Below are 20,486 nucleotides of genomic sequence, written 5' to 3' on the forward strand. Positions count from 1 at the left end.
CTCCGTCGATGAACCAGCCGAGAGACAAAGCCGGCAAGGACGTGTTGCTGACCGCGGCAGAGTGCGCCGCTCGCATCGGTCTCACGGTACGCGGACTTCGGCTCTATGAGAGCCGCGGCCTGATTTCGCCGCGCCGCACGGCGAAGAGTTGGCGGCTTTATGGGGCTGCGGAGATCAGCCGGCTGCACGAGATCCTCGCGCTAAAGCGAATGGGGCTCAGCCTCGCGCAAATCGCCAAGCTTCTCGAAGGCGGCGCGATCGATCTCGACCGAATCCTGGCCATGCAACAATCGTCGATCCTTCAACTGCGCAACCGCGCCGATGAGGGCCTTGCGCTGGTGAATGTGGCGCGTTTGAAGCTTTCCGCCGGCGGATCGCTCTCGATCGCCGACCTCATTGCGCTGGCCAAAGAAACCAACATGGCCGAAGCATCCTTCGATGCCGTCGCGCAACGGCGCTACGAACAGGCCCGGCCCCGCGCTGCGATTCAAATCGATCCCGGCGTGATGGAGCGCTACGTCGGTCATTTTCGGTTTCAGGCCGGCGGGCAGGTGGTGACGATCACGCGGGATGGCGGTCATCTGTTCGCGAAGCCGCTCGGACAGTTCGCCTCGGAAATATATCCCGAAAGCGAGCACACGTTTTTTCTCAAGACCACGGCGGCGCAGATTACCTTCGCCGTCGAGCCGGATGGAATCTCGAACGCCCTGACGCTTCATCAGGGCGGGTTGACGCACGACGCGACCCGGATCGACGACCAGCAGGCCCAAGATGCGGCGACCGCGCTGGCAAAGAAGATCGACAACAAGACGCCGTCGCCGGGAACCGAGGAGGCGATCCGCCGCCTGATCATCCAGCACCAGCAAGGTGCCGTCGACTACGCCGGCATGAGCGACATCATGGCGGCGGTGGCCCGCGAGCAGGCTCCGGCGATCATCGCCGCGCTGGATCTGGCCGGGCGCATGCAAACGATTCGCTTCAAGGGCGTCGGGCGAGACGGTTGGGATGTCTATGACGTCAACTTCGCCAATGTCGACATGGAATGGCGGATCATTTTGGCATCCGACGGAAAGATCGATGGCGTGTTGCTTCGGTCGCTACCTTGACCAGACGCGGTGAAAGCGGCGCTGCCGATCGGCACCCGGCTTTCCCTGCGCCTCTGATCAAGTGAGGGCGGAACGAAGAGCAAAGCTCGGGCAAATCACGTCGCGAGAATGCGAAGCCGCGTCCCCACCCACACTGTCATCGCGCGGCTCGACCGGGCGATCCAGTACGCCGCGGCCTCTCGGCTCAAGCGCGGACGTCTCTGGAATACTGGATCGCCCGGTCAAGCCGGGCGATGACGCCGCGTGGTGTGACAACTTGAATCGCGATCCATCCTCATCGTCGTCCCGGCGCAGGCCGGGACCCATAACCACAAATGCCGATTGTTATGGATCACTGGAACGGCGAGTCCCTCCAACCACATCTGCCGCGGAGTATGGGTCCCGGCCTGCGCCGGGACGACGGAGAGTATGCGGACCGAGCCCGACTACTTCTTCAAATTCGCATGCGGCCGGCCGAAATCGGGCGCGGCGGAATCCTGGCCGATCTCGACGATGCCACGGCGGATGGCGCGGGTGCGGGTGAAGTGGTCGAACAGCGCGTCGCCGTCGCCGCGCCGGATCGCGCGGGTCAGCTTCGACAGGTCCTCGGTGAAGGTGCCGAGCATCTCGAGCACAGCGTCCTTGTTGGCGAGGAACACGTCGCGCCACATCGTCGGGTCCGACGCTGCGATGCGGGTGAAGTCGCGGAAACCGCCGGCGGAGAACTTGATGACCTCGGATTCCGTCACCTGCGCCAGCTCGTCGGCAGTGCCGACGATGGTGTAGGCGATCAGATGCGGCAGATGGCTGGTGATCGCGAGCACGAGGTCATGATGATCCGGCGTCATGACCTCGACCTTGGCGCCGAGCGCGGCCCAGAACGCGCGCAGCCGGTCGGTCGCCGCGGGATCGGTGCCTTCGGGCGGCGTCAGGATGCACCAGCGGTTGATGAAGAGTTCGGCGAAGCCGGAATCCGGGCCCGAGTGTTCCGTGCCGGCCACCGGATGCGCCGGCACGAAGTGCACGCCGTCAGGCAGATGCGGCGCCATGTCCTTGACGACGGCGCCCTTCACCGAGCCGACGTCGGAGATGATGGCGCCGGGCTTGAGATGGCCGGCGATCTCGGCCGCGACCGGGCCGCAGGCGCCGACCGGGATGCAAAGGATGACGAGATCGGCATCCTTCACCGCCTCGATATTGGTCTCGACGACGCGATCGGCGATGCCGAGCTCGGCGACGCGGGCGCGCGTCTTCTCCGAGCGCGCGGTGGTCACGATCTCGCCTACCAGGCCTTGCGCGCGCGCGCCGCGCGCGATCGAGCCGCCGATCAGGCCGAAGCCGATCAGCGCGATGCGGTTGAAGAGCGGAGCCGTGGTCACGTCGGTGTTCACTTTCCACCTAAGAAGTCGCGCAGGCCCTCGACCACGAGGCGGTTGGCTTCCTCGGTGCCAATGGTCATGCGCAGCGCATGCGGCAGCTTGTAATTGTTGAGGGCGCGCAGCACGAGGCCGCGCCGCGTGAGATAGGCGTCGGCTTCCGCGGCGGTCTTGCCCTTGTCGGCCGGGAAGTGGATCAGAACGAAATTGGCGACGCTCGGCGTCACCTTGAGCCCGAGCTTGCCGATCTCCTCGGTCAGCCAGTTGCGCCACTGTTCGGTGTGCGTCCGCGACATCTGCACATGGGCAGAGTCCTCGATCGCCGCCACCGCCGCCAGCATCGCCGGCGTCGTGACGTTGAACGGACCGCGGATGCGGTTGCAGGCATCGACGATATGCGCCGGGCCGAACATCCAGCCGACCCGCAGCGCGGCAAGGCCGTGGATCTTCGAGAAGGTATGCGTCACCACCGTGTTGTCCGTGGTCGCGACCAGCTCGATGCCGAGCTCGTAGTCGTTGCGCGAGACGTAGTCGGCATAGGCGGCGTCGAGCACCAGCAGCACATGCGACGGGAGTTCGGCGCGCAGCCGCTTGACCTCGTCGAACGGGATATAGGTGCCGGTCGGATTGTTCGGGTTGGCGAGCCAGACCAGTTTCGTGCGGGGCGTCACCACCTTGAGGATGGCGTCGACATCGGCGGTGAAATTGGTCTCGGCCGCGATCACGTTCCTGGCGCCGTTCGCCATGGTGGCGATCGGGTAGACCAGGAAGCCGTGGGTGGTCGAGATCGCCTCGTCGCCCGGGGCGAGATAGGTGTGCGCCAGCAAATTGAGGATCTCGTCGGAGCCGGCGCCGCAGATGATGCGATCGGGATCGAGGCCATAAGCGCGGCCGATCGCCTCGCGCAGCACGCGCGAGGTGCCCTCCGGATAGTCCTCGAGATGGTCAGCCGCGGCCTTGTAGGCCGCGATCGCCTTCGGAGACGGACCGAACGGCGTCTCGTTGGCGGACAGCTTGAACACCTTGCGGCCCGGTTCCGGCACCGGGCTCTTGCCGGGCGTGTAGGGCGCAATATCGAGGATGCCGGGATTCGGCACGGGGCGGGACATTATCAACTCCGGATATACTACGGGCGGCCGGCTCTTACTTCAGGTCCTGGCCGATCCGTTAGAGGGCACCGTATAGCGCGTTGCGTGGCTGCCGACGAGGGCCGAAGAGCGCACCGAGGCGCCGGCCTCGATCAAGGCGAGCTTGATCTTCTCGAAACCCTTGTTCGTCAGGTCTTGCCCGGTGACCGACACCAGCAGGGCTGCGCCGTCGAAGGCGGTGTCGGGGACCGCGACGATCTCGGCGAGCGGCGCCAGCGCGCGGGCGACATCGGCGTTCCAGCCGGAGACGCGGACGCTCCAGGTCTGCACCTCGGTCACCATGGCGTCGTCGGCGACCCGCGAGATCACGAACACCGGCAGCGCGGCGGGATGGTCGGCGCGTTCGAGGAACGGCAGCCGCGCGATGATCTTCGGCGCGCCATCGGCTTCGAGCGCGTTCCACCACGGCGTGCGGCTCGCGATCGCGGAGACCAGCGCGAGGTCGCCCTTCGACTTCGCCGCCGCCTCGACCGCGGCCTGGGCGCTGAAATGCGACACGTAAGGTACCACGAAGCCGAAGTGAAACCGCGCCGAGTCGCGCATCGCGGACTCGCCCACGGAAACATCGGCATGCACCGCGAACGGCGCCTGCACATAGGTGAAGGTCGAGATGATGACGCGCCAGATGCTCTCGATGGTGTCGAGCGGCAGGATGCCGCGATGGCGCCGCACCAGTTCGCGCATCATGCTGGCCTCGCGCGCCGGGCGGAACGCCGAGCCGACCTCCTGGGTCTTCTTGACCTGGATCAGACGGTCGATGATGTCGCCGCGCGCCATCAGCAGGCGGTGAACCTGCTCGTCGATCGCATCGATCTCCTTGCGCAACTCCTGCAGCGAGGGCGGCGACGGGGGTGGGTTGGACATGCTCTCAAACCTTGTCGTCCGGGCGGCCCGATGCCGCGCCAGACAGGGTCCCTGATTAGGAAAGACGGCCAGCGAAAGCAAAGAGAAACGTCGCAAGCGTGCCTTGCGCATTCGGTTAACCATCGGCGCCCGGCAAGGGGAGGTTCACTGGCCTCCTTGACGACGGGGGGCCTGAGGACTAGGTTCGCTCCACTCCGTGGTCATTTGAGCCGGCCGGCTTGCAGCCACGTTAAACAACTCGCTAAACAGGCCGGGGACAGATCAGCTCCCGGCCGAACCTTGTTCAGGCCGGGTTTTTTATGGCCTGATTTCTGTTCGAGCCCTCCCGCGCGAGGGCAGGGTCGCCTAGATGAGCAACGTGCGTCCGATACCGAGCCCGCAAACCCCGAGCGATGATCGCGCCCATGAGGCCGATCACCCGTCGTCATTGGTGGCGAAGTTCGGCATGGATCAGCCGCTCAAGCTCGATTGCGGCATCGATCTCGCGCCGTTCCAGATCGCCTATCAGACCTATGGCCAGCTCAATGCTGACAGGTCCAACGCGATCCTGATCTGCCACGCACTGACCGGCGATCAGCACGTCAACAACACCCATCCCGTCACCGGCAAGCCCGGCTGGTGGGACACCATGGTCGGCGCCGGCAAGCCGATCGATCCCGAACAATACTTCATCATCTGCTCCAACGTGATCGGCGGCTGCATGGGCTCGACCGGGCCGGCGTCGCTGAATCCGGCGACCGGCAAGGTGTGGGGGCTCGATTTCCCGATCATCACGATCCCCGACATGGTGCGCGCGCAGGCGATGCTGATCGATCGCCTCGGCATCACGACGCTGTTCTGCGTGGTCGGCGGCTCGATGGGCGGCATGCAGGTGCTGCAATGGACCGCGGCCTATCCCGAGCGCGTGTTCTCGACGCTCGCGATCGCCTGCTCGACGCGCCACTCGGCGCAGAACATCGCGTTCCACGAGCTCGGCCGTCAGGCCGTGATGGCCGATCCGGACTGGCGCGGCGGCCGCTATGTCGACGAGGACACCCATCCGCATCGCGGATTGGCGGTGGCACGGATGGCCGCGCACATCACCTATCTCTCGGACGCCGCGCTGCATCGCAAGTTCGGACGGCGGATGCAGGACCGCGAGCTGCCGACCTTCTCGTTCGATGCGGATTTCCAGGTCGAGAGCTATCTGCGCTACCAGGGCTCGTCCTTTGTCGAGCGCTTCGACGCCAACAGCTATCTGTATCTCACGCGCGCGATGGACTATTTCGACATCGCCGCCGATCACAATGGCGCGCTGGCGAATGCGTTCGCCGGCATCAAGACGCGGTTCTGCGTGGTGTCGTTCACCAGCGACTGGCTGTTTCCGACCTCGGAATCGCGCGCGCTGGTGCACGCACTGAATGCGTCGAGCGCACGGGTGTCGTTCGCCGAGATCGAGACCGATCGCGGCCACGACGCGTTCCTGCTCGACGTGCCGGAATTCCTGGAGATTTCCCGCGCCTTCCTGCAGGCCGCGGGCAAGGCGCGCGGACTGAAGGACAACGGCCAGTCATGAGCATGCAGCAAACCTTGCCCTTGCCGGGCGTCGCGCCGGAGCGGACCGGCGGCTATCGCACCGATCACCTGCTGGTCGCCGACATGGTGCGGCCGGGCTCGCGCGTGCTCGACGTCGGCTGCGGCGATGGCGAGCTGCTGCAGCTCTTGGAGAGCCGCGGCATCGACGGCCGCGGCATCGAGCTGTCGCGCGAAGGCGTCAATGGCTGCGTCGCCAAGGGCCTCGCGGTGGTGCAGGGCGACGCCGACACCGACCTCGTCAACTATCCCGACGACGCGTTCGACTATGTGATCCTGTCGCAGACCCTGCAGGCGACGCGGCAGCCCAAGGTGGTGCTGGAGAACCTGCTGCGGATCGGCCAGCGCGCCATCGTCTCGTTCCCGAATTTCGGGTTCTGGAAGATGCGGCTGCAGCTGCTGGTCGGCGGTCACATGCCGCGCACCGAGAATCTGCCGGCGAGCTGGTACGACACGTCGAACATCCATTTCTGTACCATCAAGGATTTCGTGCAGCTCTGCGAGGAGATCAACGTCAAGATGGAGCGCGCGGTGGCGCTCGATCTCTACGGCCGCCCGGTGCCGCTCAACCTGCCCTGGTGGGTGTGGAACATGTTCGGCGAGCAGGGCGTGTTCCTGCTCAGCCGGGGTGAGAAGGCGAAGTAGCACCCTTCGGCGTCATTCCGGGGCTCGCGAAGCGAGAACCCGGAATCTCGAGATTCCGGGTCTGGTCCTTCGGACCATCCCGGAATGACGGCTTACACCGGCGCCGCCACCAGCGATCTCGGATCGCGCACCGGCCAGCGGCCGGCCTCGGCCAGTGCGATGAAGCGCTCGACCATCTCGTTGAACAGCGCCGGCTCCTCGAGGTTGAGCACATGGCCGGACTTCGGGAAGAACGACAGGCCGGCGGCCGGCAGATGCTGCTTCAGGAACATGCTCGGCGCGATGCAATTGTCGTCCTCGTCGCCGCACAGGATCAGCGCCGGCGTCGCGGCGCGCTTGATGGCGTCGGTCATGGTGTAGATCGAGGGCCTGCCGCCCTGGAAGCTGCGCATCGTGTTGGCTGAGCCCTTGGCGTCGTGGCGGGCGAGCGCGGCGTAGAAATCGGCATGGCCGCGCGGGTCCTTGACCAGGAATGGGATCCGGCTCGGCGCCTCGCGGGTCACCTTGGCGACTTCGGCGGAGCCGATCGCCTCGTACTGCTCGGCATTGGCGCGGCACTGCGCGCGGAAGGCAGCGAGATTCTCGAGGCTGGAGCCCGAGCCGACCGCGGCCAGCGTCATCGACAGCGCGCGCTCCGGCGCGTTGAGCGCGACCTGCAGCGACGAATAGGAGCCCATCGAGAGACCGATGAAATGGGCTTTCGCGATGCCGAGATGGTCGAGCACCGCGAGCGCATCGGTGTAGAAGTGCGTGTAGGTGTAGACGTCGGCGTTCGCAGGCACGTCCGACGGGGTGTAGCCGCGCGCGGAATAGGCGATGCAGCGGTGACCGCGCGAGAAGTAACGCATCTGCGGTTCCCAATTGGTGTGATCAGCTGCGAACTCGTGCAGGAAGACGATCGGGGTGCCACTGCCTGCCTCTTCGAAATGCAGGCGGACATTATCTTTCGTGATGGCATGGGGCATTGAAATTCTCCTCTCGTTGGCCGCCCCCAGATTTGCAATTAATTTCCGCGGCTGCAATGCGGCAGTTCTGGCTATTTTCGTCATGGAATTTGCGCGGAATGACCCCGAAATCGTTTCCGCAACGCCGCATGAAATCTTCCTCGCGCCACATCCCGATCTTCAAAACCACCGCCGCATTCCCTTGGGAACGCGACGGGGAGTTGGGGGGCATTTCAGAGGATCTCGTGAAGTATGGTTCAGTTGCTTGCGTATCGCCGGTCGCTTCGAGTTTTGGCGCTGGCTCTGTGTTCGCTCACGCTCGCCGTGATCTCCGCCGCTCCGGCGTCAGCCCGTCCGCACCATTCGCGTCACGCGCATTCGGCTCATGCCGGCCATCACGCGCGGCATTCCGCCCATCATCACCACCGGCACACCGCGCGGCTGTCGCGCGCCGAGCGTCGCTCCCAGACACAGGCGGGCGGCTTCGGCGAGGCCAATGCGGCCGTAATGCCCGGCGCTGAGGCCACGTCCAACACCGACGTGAGCGCGACAGGTGGCTTCGGCTCATCCGGCATCGTCGACACGGCGCGCCGCTATCTCGGCGGCAATCCGACCGGCCGCTCCAGCCTGTGGTGCGCGCGCTTCATGAACATGGTGCTGCAGCAGACCGGCCATCGCGGCACCGGCTCCGACATGGCGAGCTCGTTCGCCAAATACGGCACGCGCGTTTCGGGGCCGCAGGTCGGCGCCATCGCCGTGATGGGCCGCCGTGGCGGCGGTCATGTCGGGATCATCACCGGCGTCGACGCCAAGGGCAATCCGATCATGATCTCGGGCAACAGCAGCCACCGCGTCCGCGAGGTGCCGATCTCGCGCGGCCGGATCTACGCCTATGTGATGCCGACGAATTGATCAGGGACTGGCCACCTCTCCCCTGAGAATGGGGGAGGTGGTCATACGCGGTGCGAGATCAACCGATACTGCCGGCTGGCCTCACTTCTCGTGCTCCTTCGCCTCGATCGTGTCGACGTTGGTCGTCTCGAGGTTGCTCAGGGGGACTTCGACCGCAGCTGGTTGATACCAGGCGAATTGCGAGAAGTAGTTCGCGAGCACCTGATCCTTGAAGAACCGGCCATGCCGCGCGAAAATCTCGTTTCGCGCGATGCGCAGCTCGATCGCCGACATGTCCTTGAGATCGGCCTCACTCAGAAATCGTCGATCGGAATCAGGAAAGAGAAAGCCGTCATGCGCCTTGGCGCGCTGCGTGACGGAGGCCGGAACGGCGGGCGGCGTCGCGCGTCCGACGGTGGTCTGATCGTCCTGTCCGCCTGACTTCACCACGGTATGTTCGAACGCGGGCCCGACGGTCCAGACGGCCAGCGCCAATGCCGCGGCGGCGAGGCCTGCGCCGTACTTCCAGTAGCGCTTGATCGGCGAAACTTCACGCAGCGGCGATCGCCCGGCCTCACTCAGGACCTCGTTGATCGTATCGATCAGGCGGGTCATGTGCATGCGAAAATCCTGACCCGAGTCGACCCGGGCGGCGTTGCAGAAGTGCAGGAAGCGAAGCGATTCCGGCAGCTCGGCGGCCTCCGGCATGGTTGCGCCGTTCACCAGCAGCGGCAGCAGCGTCTTGTTGTGCTTCAGCGCCGTTTCGATCTCGAAGCGCACGGAATCTGCGGGATCCTCCAGACGCGCAGGTTTCCCATCGTCGGTCTTGCCGATCCAGTGCGGACCGATCACCGCGATGACGATGTCGCAGGCGACGATGGCCTTGGCGATCCGGTCGACGAAGTTGGCGCCGGTGCGAATGCTGTTGACGTCGAAGAAGACGGATTTCTCACCGTACTTCTCGATCAGATGGTCGGCGATGCGGCCCGCTGTGTCCTGATCGACCCGCCGGTACGAAACCATGATCATGCTCATGGCAACCCCGTGCAATCAATTTCGACAAATTTGCTGCAATTCAAAATGTCGAGTGAAGTCTATTGCACGCAACCGAACATTGCAATGCGATGCACGTTTATGCGGTCTTCAAGGAATACGGAACCTGGCGTGACCTAGTGCGGTTCCGCGGCAATCGTGTCACCGACGGCCGCGCCGCCGTCGCTGATGATTTCGGCGTAGATGCCGCATTCGTTGTTGCCGAAGCGCTGCATTAGCGTGTTCGGGACCGAGAGGTCGCGCGCGCCGGTGTCGGGATCGACATTCACCGCAGCACAACGTGTGATCCGCTTCACAACTTTTGCCCGTGCGCTGCCGATCGCAATGGTCTGGTCGAGCAGGCTGGCTTCATGCCAAGCCGGCCAGCCCTCGACATAGAGGTTGGCGCGGAAGCGCAGCGGATGCACCGGCGCCCGCACCATGTCCTCGATCGCCCGCAGGCTGGCCAGGTTGATGATCGAGACCACCTTGCGCGGCACGTCGGAAAAACTGTGCCCGGGGCTCACCAGCACCTTGGGCGCTCCCTTGATCTGGCCGGCGTGACGGACAGTGAAATAGCGCTCGATCGCGGCGCGCCCGGCTTCGGTTTCGAGATCGCCCTGCGCCACCATCGCGCCGTCCCGGCGCAAGGTCAGCACATGGCTGTCATCGTCGAAATGGGCGCGCAGCGGCGCCAGCCACTCGTCCCGCTGCAGCATCAGGAAATGCGGCTTCGCCAGCCATTTCGGCGCCGAGGGATCGAAACCGCTCGGGCCGTTCTCGATCGCGTAGCGGCGATCGGAGCGGAGCGTCTCGCCGACCTTGAGCTCGGCGCGGGGCAGCGGCTCGGGCGTCAGACCCTTGACGGGATAGCGGTAGATGCCGGTGATCCGGGCGGAGGAGGCTTGCGTGGTGTCCATCTGCACGCTCTAGCCTGTTTGGCGCGCGAGGAGAACCGCCGCCGACGGTGAGGCAGCTAGTCGGGCCGCGCCGCGCCTGCGGCATCCAGCACGCGCTGCATGAAGACGAGGTCGAGCCAGCGGCCGAACTTGCGCCCGACCTCCGGCATCCGCGCGACCTCGACAAAGCCGGCCTGCGCGTGCAGCCGCAGCGAGGCGGGATTGCCGCCGTCGATGCCGGCGATCATGACGTGCTTGCCGAGCGCCGTCGCAGCCGTCACCAACTCGTCGACGATGACGCGGCCAAGGCCGCGGCCGCGATGATCGGCGTGGATATAGACGCTGTGCTCGACGCTGTAGCGGTAACCCGGGAAGGCGCGGAAATCGCCGAACGTGCCGTACCCGAGAACCGCAGGCCCTTCGGCCGCGACCAGCACCGGGTAGCCGAGCGCCAGCCGGGCCTCCATCCAGGCCAACCGCTCGGCGTCGGAATCCTGCTTCTCGGTCCAGATCGCATTCGAGTTGGCGACCGCCTCGTTGAAGATTGCGGTGATCGCAGGAATGTCCTGCTCAGTAGCGGGGCGGATCATCATTGGTCGTTCCTCGAGGGGCCTCTTGAACAACCCCGATCGTCCACTATATAAGACATCATGTCAATTATAGAAGACAATGCCGATGAGGCTCTCGGGCGGCGGGTTCGCGCCGAACGGGAGGGGCGCGGCTGGTCGCTGGCGGAACTCGCTGGGCGGGCAGGTGTGTCCAAGGCGATGCTGAGCAAGATCGAGCGGGCGGAGGCCAGCCCGACAGCGGCGACGCTGTCGCGGATTGCCACGGCCTATGGCCTGACCATGGCTGCACTGTTCGAGGTTGCCTCACACAGTTCCCGCCTACAGCGGGCCAAGGATCAGCCGGTGTGGCGCGATCCGAAGGCGGCCTATCTGCGGCGGCAGGTGTTCCTGCATCCGGCCAATCCGCTGGAGCTGGTGGAAGTCGAGCTGCCTGCCGGGCAGGAAGCCGGTTTCCCCGCCAGCGCCTATCACCTTGTCCGTCAGGTGGTCTGGGTCATCAGCGGCCGCCTCACCTTGATGGAAGGGGCGGAGCGCCACGAGCTCGCTGCGGGTGACCGCGTCGAGCTCGGGCCGCCCTCGGACATCGTCTTCCGAAACGAAACTGCTCAGCCCTGCCGCTACCTTGTCGCCATCGTGCGGCGCTGAGCTCCATCGGGCGAAATCGCAGACTGTGGCTCTTCCGTTTCGGAACCAAGTGCCCACATCTGCGGCAAGCCTGAAAAATGATGGCGACGACCAGAGGCTGGTTGAGGAACGTCAACGCGGCCCGCGGAAAACCCAATGAAGATGCCGGAACCATGCCTGAATGGGTGGTGACGGCAGGCCGAGGGAAAACGAATGAACATTGAGAAGTACACCGAGCGCTCGCGCGGATTCATCCAGTCTGCCCAGTCGCTCGCAATGCGTGACGGTCACCAGCAGTTCTCTCCGTTGCATCTGTTGAAGGTGCTGCTGGACGACAATGAGGGGCTCGCCGGCGGTCTGATCGACCGTGCTGGCGGCAATTCCAGAGCAATCCTGAAGGCGACCGAAGAGGCGCTGGACAAGCTGCCGAAGGTCTCAGGCAATGGTGCCGGACAGGTCTACCTGTCGCCGGAGCTGGCGCGCGCCTTCGATGCGGCCGAAAAGGCCGCCGACAAGACCGGCGACAGCTATGTCACGGTGGAGCGGCTGCTGCTCGGGCTCACGCTCGAGAAGGGCAGCGAGGCGGCCTCCATCCTGAGCAAGGGCGGCGTCACGGCGCAGAACCTGAATGCGGCGATCGAAGCGCTGCGCAAGGGCCGCACCGCTGATTCCGCAACGGCTGAAAACGCCTACGACGCGCTGAAGAAATATGCCCGCGACCTGACCCAGGCTGCGCGTGACGGCAAGCTCGACCCGGTGATCGGCCGTGACGAGGAAATCCGCCGCACCATCCAGGTGCTGTCGCGGCGAACCAAGAACAATCCCGTCCTGATCGGTGAACCCGGCGTCGGCAAGACCGCGATCGTCGAGGGGCTGGCACTGCGCATCCTCAACGGCGATGTGCCGGAGAGCCTGAAGGACAAGAAGCTGCTGTCGCTCGACATGGGCGCCTTGATCGCCGGCGCGAAATATCGCGGCGAGTTCGAGGAGCGGCTGAAGTCCGTCCTGCAGGAGGTCTCGTCCGCCGAGGGCGGCATCATCCTGTTCATCGACGAGATGCACACCCTGATCGGCGCCGGCAAGACCGACGGCGCGATGGACGCGTCCAACCTGCTGAAGCCTGCGCTTGCGCGCGGTGAGCTGCACTGTATCGGTGCGACCACGCTCGACGAGTACCGCAAGCATGTCGAGAAGGATGCCGCGCTGGCCCGCCGGTTCCAGCCGATCTATGTCAGCGAGCCGACTGTCGAGGACACCATCTCGATCCTGCGCGGCTTGAAGGACAAGTACGAGCAGCACCACGGCGTGCGCATCACCGACTCCGCGTTGGTGGCCGCGACCACGCTGTCGAATCGCTACATCACCGACCGCTTCCTGCCCGACAAGGCCATCGATCTGATGGACGAGGCGGCGGCGCGGCTGAAGATGCAGGTCGATTCCAAGCCGGAAGAGCTCGATTCGCTGGATCGCGACATCATCCGGCTGAAGATCGAGCAGGAGGCGCTGAAGAAGGAGAACGATGCCGGCTCGAAGAGCCGCTTGCAGACCCTGGAGAGGGAGCTCGCCGGGCTCGAGGAGAGGTCGGCGGCGCTGACGGCGCGCTGGAGCGTGGAGAAGAACAAGCTCTCCAACGCCCAGAAGCTGAAGAGCGAACTCGATGCGCTCCGCGTCGAGCTTGCCAATGCGCAGCGTCGCGGCGAATTCCAGAAGGCGGGCGAACTGGCTTACGGCCGGATCCCCGAGCTGGAAAGGAAGCTCGCCGACATCGAGGCAGCTGAAAGCGGCAAGCAGAACGGCGGCGAGATGATGGAGGAGGCGGTCACCGCCAACCACATCGCGCAGGTCGTCTCGCGCTGGACCGGCGTGCCGGTCGACAAGATGCTCGAGGGCGAAAAGGACAAGCTCCTGAAAATGGAGGACGCACTCGCCAAGCGCGTCGTCGGCCAGGCCGAAGCCGTGCGTGCGGTGGCAACCGCCGTGCGCCGCGCCCGCGCGGGCCTGCAGGATCCGAACCGGCCGACCGGCTCGTTCATGTTCTTAGGTCCCACCGGCGTCGGCAAGACCGAGCTGACCAAGGCGCTCGCCGCTGACCTGTTCAACGACGAGACCGCGATGGTCCGCCTCGACATGTCCGAATACATGGAGAAGCACTCGGTCTCGCGGCTGATCGGCGCACCTCCCGGCTATGTCGGCTACGACGAGGGTGGTGCACTGACCGAAGCGGTGCGGCGCCGGCCCTACCAGGTCGTGCTGTTCGACGAGATCGAGAAGGCGCATCCCGACGTCTTCAACGTGCTGTTGCAGGTGCTCGATGACGGCCGCCTGACCGATGGTCAGGGCCGCACCGTCGACTTCCGCAACACGCTGATCATCATGACTTCGAACCTCGGTTCGGAATTCCTGGTGAATCAGCCGGAGGGCGAGGACACCGCGGCGGTTCGCGATCAGGTGATGGGCGTCGTGCGGGCGCATTTCAGGCCGGAATTCCTGAACCGCATCGACGAGATCATCCTGTTCCACCGACTGCAGCGGAACGAGATGGGCCGCATCGTCGAGATCCAGTTCGCGCGGCTGACCAAGCTGCTCGAGGATCGCAAGATCGAGCTCACGCTCGACGCGAAGGCGCGGAATTGGCTCGCGGAGAAGGGCTGGGATCCGGCTTACGGCGCCCGCCCGCTGAAGCGGGTGATCCAGCGCAGCGTGCAGGACCCGCTGGCCGAGATGATCCTCGCCGGCGAGGTCAAGGACGGCGATCGCGTCGTGATCTCGGAGAAGGGCAACGTGCTGACCTTCAACGGTCAGGTGCCCAACACCGCCGAGATCGTGCAGTTCGATGCCCGGTCTCGAAGCGCAAGCTGAACTGACACGCGCATGCAAAAGCCCTCCCCGCGGTCGCGGGGAGGGCTTCGTTGTCCAGGCTAGTCCTGCGGAACGATCGGTGGACTAAGCTGAGCGGGCTCGTCGTCATCGGCGGGTTCGAGTTCGGACAGAATATCGACCAGCTCGCGGGTGCGGCCGGTGGCCAGCGGCCTGCCGGCGTTCATCAGCGGCTCGTCATTGGCGAGCCAGGCCTGGGCTTCGGCAAGCTCGGTGATCGTGGCGCCGGATGCGATGATCCTGGCGATGGTGACATCGTCGGCGTGGCCGACGGCCTTCAGCACATCGTCGCGGGTGAGCTGGGTCATGGCGCAGATCCTTGTGCATATCTTCGTTGGGCACGACCAAATCCCCGCCCGCCGGCGATCCGCGCCAGCGGGTAGGGACGCATCGGTTCAAGGCCTCAGCTGTGCGTTGTGAGCCGGGGCGGATGCTGGGACATCGCCCAGAGTTCGATCGCGGCAAGGGCCGCGACGGCAATGCCGATCACCACGTGCACGGTCGTCGCGGTGGTCATTGCCTGGAACCCGAGGACCCAGGGCGAGACCATTGCCCAAAGCCCGACGATGAGGTTCAGCCATTCCTCCCAGACCGCAAATGCCGCGAGCGCGGCGATCGCAAGGACCGCCATCACGAGGCCGACGATGTGGGCGTTGGTGGAAACCGTTCCGGCGTCGAACTTGAACAGCCACGGCGAGAGGAAGAGAATCGCGCCGAGGATCAGGTTTGCGACGTCGCACAGTTTTGCGTTCGTCCAGTTCTCCATGACACCCTCCATTGGAGGTTTTACTGCCGAATCAACTGGTTGACCGCCGTTCGGGTTCCCATCCTGGGGCGCGAAATTTGTTGAAGCTGGCGGCGTGACGGCCTGCAAACGGCATCGCATCTGATCTGCGTCTGCAGCGTTTCATGGGATCTACGCGGGGCCGGACGGGCCGGCCTTTTGCATCATCAGCGGTTGCTGATGGACCGGGTCAGCGGCGCGCTGCCGGTGGCATCCGAGACGATGCGCGAGCTGCCGCGGCTGGACATCTGGGCTTCGATCCCGTCGCGCGCCTTCTCGAAGCCCGCCAGCATCGGGCCCTCGAGCGAGCGGCCACGCGGCAGTTTCACGCGCATCGGATCGACGAATCGGCCGTTGACCAGGATTTCGTAGTGGACGTGCGGGCCGGTCGACTGGCCGGTCGAGCCGACGAAGCCGATCACCTGGCCCTGCCGCACCTTCTTGCCGATCTCCATGCCCTTGGCGAAGGCCGACATGTGGCCGTAGGCCGTCTCGTAACCGTTGGAGTGCTTGATGCGGATATATTTGCCGTAACCGCCCTCGTACCCGACCTTCTCGAGCATGCCGTTGCCGGAGGCAAAGATCGGCGTGCCGTAGGCGGTGGCCCAGTCGACGCCGGTGTGCATCTTCACGTAGCCGAGGATCGGATGGCGGCGGCCGCCGAAGCCCGAACGCATGATCGCGTTGTTGACCGGCTTGCGGACCAGGAACTTCTTCGCGCTCTTGCCGGTCTCGTCGTAGTAGTCGACGACCCCGTCGTCGGAGCTCTGGAAGCGGTAGTATTTCTTGGTTTCGCCGCCGACGGTCAGCGCGGCGTAGAGCACTTCGGTCTTTTCGGTGCTGGTGACGCCCTCGTCCTCGCCGGCATAGAACACGTCGAACGAGTCGCCCGGCTGGACCTTGCGCTGGAAATCGACGTCATAGGAGTAGATCTTGACCATATCGTCGATGACGGTCGGCGGCACCTTGTTGCGCAAGGCGGTCTCGTAAATGCTCTGATAGAGCCGCACGCCGCTGCCATCATCCTCTTCATCGTCGCTGGAATTATCGGCGGTATCGGTCGTGGTGTTCATGCTCTGCACGTCGACCGCAACGTATTTGCCGATATCGGACAGCGCGGCGACGGCTTCGACGACGGAGTCGTTGGCGACGATCACCCGATAGGGTTGCAGCCGGGCGCCCGGTGCTGACGGCGCCATCAGGATCCGCACCTTCTGGCCTTCCTTCAGCCCGCCGTCGCGGCCTCGCGGGCCGAGCGTTGCGGCAATCGCCTTCGCCTCGTCGGGCGTTGCGCCCTGATCCCGCAGAATCGAGGTGATGCTGTCGCCCTTCTTGACGAGGTGAACCCGTTCACCGACCGGATTGCCGCCGGTGACCTGCTCCTTGGTCTTCGGCAGCAGGGTGACGTTCTCCGGCACCACGCGGGTCTCGAAGCCTGCATAGGGGTCGGAGGTGTTGCCCTCGGTGGCGTAGGCCATCCTGATATCGGGGCCGGCGCCGGTGGCATCGGCCGCGGCATTGGCGAGCGATGCGTAGCGCACCGAGCCGCCGGAGCCGCGCCAATTGGCGGCGTCGCGGACCCGCATCAGCACGTCGTCGAGTGCGACAACCGCGGCGAGCTTGGCTTTCGGCAGCACGGATCCGAGATCCTTGGTGACGAAAGAGACCTCGGCGTCGGGCTCGGCGGCGTCGGCCGCATTCGGATCCTCGGCCGCCGCCGGCGTGTCGGAGCCGACATCGGTCAACAGACGCTGCGCGTTGAACGCCGGAATCTTGGACGACAGATCGCTCGTGGTCATCGAGAGATTGCCGGAAATCCGGATGAAGGGCCGCACCCGCATCACGTCGCGATTGCCGACGCGGGTCACGGTCGACACGCGCACCAGGCTGCGGGAGGCGGAGGATTCGCTCGGCGGCGGCAGACGGTCGCCCTTGTGCAGGCTGACGACGCGATCATTGCCGGTGAAGGCGCCGCGCAGCGCGCCTTCGACGCGCTCCGGCACCTTGGCAAACGTCATCTCGCCATCAAGCGACGCAAAAACGGCGCCGCCGATCAGGGCCGCGCCACATAAACCAGTCAGAATGGTGCCGCTGAACCATTGTACGGAGACACGGCGGCGATCGATCACCGCAGCCTCGGTGCCGTCGACTGAAAGCGGCGGTTCGTGACCGAGATCGATCATCCCGGTCTCGCGCCCAATGCCGCTTCCGCGTGACGCCCGTTGGCTCAACCCGATATCCCCCCAAATTCCAGCAACAGCGATCGACCTCTGCTCGTCCTCGTCCCCACCTCAATCCCCTGAAGAGGAATCTCGGCAGTGTGGCGAGCCACACGCATCGAAGTCGAGAAGACGATGGCCATTAGCTAGCCGCACTCTCGAACGTCAATGGTGTGCAGATCTCTCGATGTTGCTCGGCCGCGAAGGGAAGAGGCGACGGGTTCTTGGAGAAAATCGCCTGGTCCCCCTGAAGAACCACCCGAGCCCCCACAGGTTTCGAGCGGTTCACTGCATGTCATATAGCCAGAACGTCGCAGGATTGTGGCTCAAGTGCGGCATTTAAGGTGGAAAAGTTTCCTGAAGCAGGTCGATGCCGCCGCCCGGTCTGGGGCGCCGGGGAACCCGTTCCGGAGGGCTGGGGAACCCGTTCCGGAGGGTCTCACGAGCCCTTCGGCGACAAACTTTTTTTAAAGTTTTTTGCGACGCGCGTTGGGTTGCGAATTTTTACCTCCGACCTAAGCCACGGAAAATACGAGAGCTTTTTCGCACTGCACACACGATTTGGGCGTGCGACGATTTGTTGACAATGGTCGTTGACAATCCCGAGGGGTGGGGACTATAAACCAACCACTGAGCGCGGCGCCGCCGGGTCACTGACCAAGGCGAGCGAACGCGCCACTGATGCTCCTCACTTCGATGAGTGACACAGCAGCCGACATAAATCGGTTGAGGTTCACTGTTCGTCGCTGAAGGGTAGAACCACCCTCTAAGGGTGTGGGGTCATCGGATCCCGGGCTGTTTGACAAGTGAAGATGAAGAAAGAGAAACGTGGACGGCGGAGTCCTTGCGTCTCTCGGAATACTTGAAAGCTTCGGCTTTTGACTTTCTGAGGGTGGACGAAAGACTTCGGCGGTACACGTTTAAAGGTTACACCATCGTTGCCAGCGATGTGAATCGTGGGCAGCTCGCAGACTTTGGTCGGCGAAGAATGGTGGGACCTCGTCAAACGTTGTGATCAGCCGGTTCAAAGTTCAAGTCCAACTTGAGAGTTTGATCCTGGCTCAGAGCGAACGCTGGCGGCAGGCTTAACACATGCAAGTCGAGCGGGCATAGCAATATGTCAGCGGCAGACGGGTGAGTAACGCGTGGGAACGTACCTTTTGGTTCGGAACAACACAGGGAAACTTGTGCTAATACCGGATAAGCCCTTACGGGGAAAGATTTATCGCCGAAAGATCGGCCCGCGTCTGATTAGCTAGTTGGTGAGGTAATGGCTCACCAAGGCGACGATCAGTAGCTGGTCTGAGAGGATGATCAGCCACATTGGGACTGAGACACGGCCCAAACTCCTACGGGAGGCAGCAGTGGGGAATATTGGACAATGGGCGCAAGCCTGATCCAGCCATGCCGCGTGAGTGATGAAGGCCCTAGGGTTGTAAAGCTCTTTTGTGCGGGAAGATAATGACGGTACCGCAAGAATAAGCCCCGGCTAACTTCGTGCCAGCAGCCGCGGTAATACGAAGGGGGCTAGCGTTGCTCGGAATCACTGGGCGTAAAGGGTGCGTAGGCGGGTCTTTAAGTCAGGGGTGAAATCCTGGAGCTCAACTCCAGAACTGCCTTTGATACTGAAGATCTTGAGTTCGGGAGAGGTGAGTGGAACTGCGAGTGTAGAGGTGAAATTCGTAGATATTCGCAAGAACACCAGTGGCGAAGGCGGCTCACTGGCCCGATACTGACGCTGAGGCACGAAAGCGTGGGGAGCAAACAGGATTAGATACCCTGGTAGTCCACGCCGTAAACGATGAATGCCAGCCGTTAGTGGGTTTACTCACTAGTGGCGCAGCTAACGCTTTAAGCATTCCGCCTGGGGAGTACGGTCGCAAGATTAAAACTCAAAGGAATTGACGGGGGCCCGCACAAGCGGTGGAGCATGTGGTTTAATTCGACGCAACGCGCAGAACCTTACCAGCCCTTGACATCCCGGTCGCGGACTCCAGAGACGGAGTTCTTCAGTTCGGCTGGACCGGAGACAGGTGCTGCATGGCTGTCGTCAGCTCGTGTCGTGAGATGTTGGGTTAAGTCCCGCAACGAGCGCAACCCCCGTCCTTAGTTGCTACCATTTAGTTGAGCACTCTAAGGAGACTGCCGGTGATAAGCCGCGAGGAAGGTGGGGATGACGTCAAGTCCTCATGGCCCTTACGGGCTGGGCTACACACGTGCTACAATGGCGGTGACAATGGGATGCTAAGGGGCGACCCTTCGCAAATCTCAAAAAGCCGTCTCAGTTCGGATTGGGCTCTGCAACTCGAGCCCATGAAGTTGGAATCGCTAGTAATCGTGGATCAGCACGCCACGGTGAATACGTTCCCGGGCCTTGTACACACCGCCCGTCACACCATGGGAGTTGGTTTTACCTGAAGACGGTGCGCTAACCCGCAAGGGAGGCAGCCGGCCACGGTAGGGTCAGCGACTGGGGTGAAGTCGTAACAAGGTAGCCGTAGGGGAACCTGCGGCTGGATCACCTCCTTTCTAAGGATGGTTCTTCAGCGAGCTCACGCTCACTATCGAACCGTTTTAGAAACATTCAGGGGCCAACAGTTTCAGGATTGTTGAGCTCCATTGGCGGGATTTCGCCGTCTTCGTTTCTCTTTCTTCGCGGACGAACACGCGCCAGGGGCTGAGCGCTGTGCGACGCACCGACTTCGCGTCGGGTGCGCGCCGGCATGTCTCTCGTGTTAGGGGCTTGTAGCTCAGTTGGTTAGAGCGCGCGCTTGATAAGCGTGAGGTCGGAAGTTCAAGTCTTCCCAGGCCCACCATTTTGATCGAGTGCGGAGCATTCGTCTTCTGGTACGGGGCCATAGCTCAGCTGGGAGAGCGCGTGCTTTGCAAGCATGAGGTCGTCGGTTCGATCCCGTCTGGCTCCACCAGATGGAATTGAAGCTCGACAATGCGCCTTG

16 protein-coding genes, 2 tRNA genes, 1 rRNA gene and 1 riboswitch are annotated in these 20,486 nt (G+C 63.8%); of the genes, 9 read left to right on the top strand and 10 right to left on the bottom strand.

Annotated elements, in window-relative coordinates; genetic code table 11:
- Window positions 1-41 precede the first annotated feature (41 nt).
- Window positions 42-1,106, top strand: coding sequence for a MerR family transcriptional regulator (locus AAFG07_RS04940; RefSeq protein ID WP_342726262.1), 1,065 nt, complete (start codon window positions 42-44; stop codon window positions 1,104-1,106).
- 425 nt (window positions 1,107-1,531) lie between these two features.
- Here AAFG07_RS04940 and AAFG07_RS04945 read toward each other — a convergent pair whose 3' ends face one another.
- The 3 genes from AAFG07_RS04945 to AAFG07_RS04955 are packed head-to-tail and all read right to left on the bottom strand — an operon-like array spanning window position 1,532 to window position 4,473.
- Complete coding sequence (locus AAFG07_RS04945) at window positions 1,532-2,464, bottom strand: prephenate/arogenate dehydrogenase family protein (RefSeq protein ID WP_342726263.1); 933 nt, start codon at window positions 2,462-2,464, stop codon at window positions 1,532-1,534.
- A gap of 8 nt (window positions 2,465-2,472) precedes the next feature.
- On the bottom strand, window positions 2,473-3,570 hold the full coding sequence (gene hisC, locus AAFG07_RS04950) for a histidinol-phosphate transaminase (RefSeq protein ID WP_342726264.1): 1,098 nt from the start codon (window positions 3,568-3,570) through the stop codon (window positions 2,473-2,475).
- A gap of 39 nt (window positions 3,571-3,609) precedes the next feature.
- Window positions 3,610-4,473, bottom strand: coding sequence for a chorismate mutase (locus tag AAFG07_RS04955; RefSeq protein WP_342726265.1), 864 nt, complete (start codon window positions 4,471-4,473; stop codon window positions 3,610-3,612).
- Window positions 4,474-4,659: 186 nt separating this feature from the next.
- Window positions 4,660-4,739: riboswitch (SAM riboswitch) on the top strand.
- 83 nt (window positions 4,740-4,822) lie between these two features.
- Between AAFG07_RS04955 and AAFG07_RS04960 the strand changes: the two genes are divergently transcribed.
- Together AAFG07_RS04960 and metW are read left to right on the top strand one after the other, a co-directional pair.
- Window positions 4,823-6,028 carry a homoserine O-acetyltransferase gene (locus tag AAFG07_RS04960; RefSeq protein ID WP_342726266.1) on the top strand — a complete coding sequence of 402 codons (1,206 nt, stop codon included), beginning with the start codon at window positions 4,823-4,825 and terminating at the stop codon, window positions 6,026-6,028.
- A complete protein-coding gene (gene metW, locus AAFG07_RS04965) occupies window positions 6,025-6,690 on the top strand; it encodes a methionine biosynthesis protein MetW (RefSeq protein WP_342726267.1) in 666 nt (221 codons plus the stop codon). The genes AAFG07_RS04960 and metW overlap by 4 nt, the downstream gene beginning before the upstream one ends.
- Before the next feature lie 92 nt (window positions 6,691-6,782).
- On the opposite strand, the gene AAFG07_RS04970 is transcribed toward metW, so the two are convergent.
- Window positions 6,783-7,655, bottom strand: coding sequence for an alpha/beta hydrolase (locus AAFG07_RS04970; protein WP_342726268.1), 873 nt, complete (start codon window positions 7,653-7,655; stop codon window positions 6,783-6,785).
- Window positions 7,656-7,886: 231 nt separating this feature from the next.
- On the opposite strand from AAFG07_RS04970, the gene AAFG07_RS04975 reads away from it, so the two are divergent.
- Entirely contained in the window at window positions 7,887-8,546 is a 660-nt protein-coding gene (locus AAFG07_RS04975; protein ID WP_342726269.1) for a TIGR02594 family protein, read from the top strand.
- An 81-nt stretch (window positions 8,547-8,627) separates the two neighbouring features.
- Here AAFG07_RS04975 and AAFG07_RS04980 read toward each other — a convergent pair whose 3' ends face one another.
- The 3 genes from AAFG07_RS04980 to AAFG07_RS04990 form a co-directional block, all read right to left on the bottom strand.
- Window positions 8,628-9,560 carry a YARHG domain-containing protein gene (locus AAFG07_RS04980; protein WP_342726270.1) on the bottom strand — a complete coding sequence of 311 codons (933 nt, stop codon included), beginning with the start codon at window positions 9,558-9,560 and terminating at the stop codon, window positions 8,628-8,630.
- A gap of 134 nt (window positions 9,561-9,694) precedes the next feature.
- Window positions 9,695-10,477 carry an MOSC domain-containing protein gene (locus tag AAFG07_RS04985; RefSeq protein ID WP_342726271.1) on the bottom strand — a complete coding sequence of 261 codons (783 nt, stop codon included), beginning with the start codon at window positions 10,475-10,477 and terminating at the stop codon, window positions 9,695-9,697.
- Window positions 10,478-10,533: 56 nt separating this feature from the next.
- On the bottom strand, window positions 10,534-11,049 hold the full coding sequence (locus AAFG07_RS04990) for an N-acetyltransferase family protein (RefSeq protein WP_342726272.1): 516 nt from the start codon (window positions 11,047-11,049) through the stop codon (window positions 10,534-10,536).
- Window positions 11,050-11,106: 57 nt separating this feature from the next.
- On the opposite strand from AAFG07_RS04990, the gene AAFG07_RS04995 reads away from it, so the two are divergent.
- A complete protein-coding gene (locus AAFG07_RS04995; protein WP_092123328.1) occupies window positions 11,107-11,670 on the top strand; it encodes an XRE family transcriptional regulator in 564 nt (187 codons plus the stop codon).
- 192 nt (window positions 11,671-11,862) lie between these two features.
- Window positions 11,863-14,508: an ATP-dependent chaperone ClpB gene (clpB, locus tag AAFG07_RS05000; protein WP_342726273.1), complete on the top strand. Its 2,646-nt coding sequence runs from the start codon at window positions 11,863-11,865 to the stop codon at window positions 14,506-14,508.
- 59 nt (window positions 14,509-14,567) lie between these two features.
- Here clpB and AAFG07_RS05005 read toward each other — a convergent pair whose 3' ends face one another.
- The 3 genes from AAFG07_RS05005 to AAFG07_RS05015 form a co-directional block, all read right to left on the bottom strand.
- Window positions 14,568-14,834, bottom strand: a complete 267-nt coding sequence (locus AAFG07_RS05005) for a hypothetical protein (protein ID WP_342726274.1) — start codon at window positions 14,832-14,834, stop codon at window positions 14,568-14,570.
- Between the two features lie 95 nt (window positions 14,835-14,929).
- The gene (locus tag AAFG07_RS05010) at window positions 14,930-15,292 is read right to left on the bottom strand and encodes an SPW repeat protein (protein ID WP_342729054.1); all 363 of its coding nucleotides are present in this window, start codon (window positions 15,290-15,292) and stop codon (window positions 14,930-14,932) included.
- A 185-nt stretch (window positions 15,293-15,477) separates the two neighbouring features.
- On the bottom strand, window positions 15,478-17,541 hold the full coding sequence (locus AAFG07_RS05015; RefSeq protein ID WP_342726275.1) for a M23 family metallopeptidase: 2,064 nt from the start codon (window positions 17,539-17,541) through the stop codon (window positions 15,478-15,480).
- A 1,026-nt stretch (window positions 17,542-18,567) separates the two neighbouring features.
- Between AAFG07_RS05015 and AAFG07_RS05020 the strand changes: the two genes are divergently transcribed.
- From AAFG07_RS05020 to AAFG07_RS05030, 3 genes are all read left to right on the top strand, one after another.
- Window positions 18,568-20,058: ribosomal RNA gene (locus tag AAFG07_RS05020) — 16S ribosomal RNA — on the top strand.
- 210 nt (window positions 20,059-20,268) lie between these two features.
- Window positions 20,269-20,345 (top strand) — tRNA-Ile (locus tag AAFG07_RS05025).
- Between the two features lie 35 nt (window positions 20,346-20,380).
- Window positions 20,381-20,456, top strand: a tRNA-Ala gene (locus AAFG07_RS05030).
- The last annotated feature ends 30 nt before the right edge of the window (window positions 20,457-20,486 follow it).

It is taken from the genome of Bradyrhizobium sp. B097 (assembly GCF_038957035.1).
Lineage (GTDB): Bacteria > Pseudomonadota > Alphaproteobacteria > Rhizobiales > Xanthobacteraceae > Bradyrhizobium.

What these genes read in the sequence shown, in the direction of transcription:
- hisC (WP_342726264.1), bottom strand. Translation starts at nt 3,570, where the DNA reads ATGTCCCGCCCCGTGCCGAATCCCGGCATCCTCGATATTGCGCCCTAC.
- AAFG07_RS04955 (WP_342726265.1), bottom strand. Translation starts at nt 4,473, where the DNA reads ATGTCCAACCCACCCCCGTCGCCGCCCTCGCTGCAGGAGTTGCGCAAG.
- AAFG07_RS04960 (WP_342726266.1), top strand. Translation starts at nt 4,823, where the DNA reads ATGAGCAACGTGCGTCCGATACCGAGCCCGCAAACCCCGAGCGATGAT.
- metW (WP_342726267.1), top strand. Translation starts at nt 6,025, where the DNA reads ATGAGCATGCAGCAAACCTTGCCCTTGCCGGGCGTCGCGCCGGAGCGG.
- AAFG07_RS04970 (WP_342726268.1), bottom strand. Translation starts at nt 7,655, where the DNA reads ATGCCCCATGCCATCACGAAAGATAATGTCCGCCTGCATTTCGAAGAG.
- AAFG07_RS04975 (WP_342726269.1), top strand. Translation starts at nt 7,887, where the DNA reads ATGGTTCAGTTGCTTGCGTATCGCCGGTCGCTTCGAGTTTTGGCGCTG.
- AAFG07_RS04980 (WP_342726270.1), bottom strand. Translation starts at nt 9,560, where the DNA reads ATGAGCATGATCATGGTTTCGTACCGGCGGGTCGATCAGGACACAGCG.
- AAFG07_RS04985 (WP_342726271.1), bottom strand. Translation starts at nt 10,477, where the DNA reads ATGGACACCACGCAAGCCTCCTCCGCCCGGATCACCGGCATCTACCGC.
- AAFG07_RS04990 (WP_342726272.1), bottom strand. Translation starts at nt 11,049, where the DNA reads ATGATGATCCGCCCCGCTACTGAGCAGGACATTCCTGCGATCACCGCA.
- AAFG07_RS04995 (WP_092123328.1), top strand. Translation starts at nt 11,107, where the DNA reads ATGTCAATTATAGAAGACAATGCCGATGAGGCTCTCGGGCGGCGGGTT.
- clpB (WP_342726273.1), top strand. Translation starts at nt 11,863, where the DNA reads ATGAACATTGAGAAGTACACCGAGCGCTCGCGCGGATTCATCCAGTCT.
- AAFG07_RS05005 (WP_342726274.1), bottom strand. Translation starts at nt 14,834, where the DNA reads ATGACCCAGCTCACCCGCGACGATGTGCTGAAGGCCGTCGGCCACGCC.
- AAFG07_RS05010 (WP_342729054.1), bottom strand. Translation starts at nt 15,292, where the DNA reads ATGGAGAACTGGACGAACGCAAAACTGTGCGACGTCGCAAACCTGATC.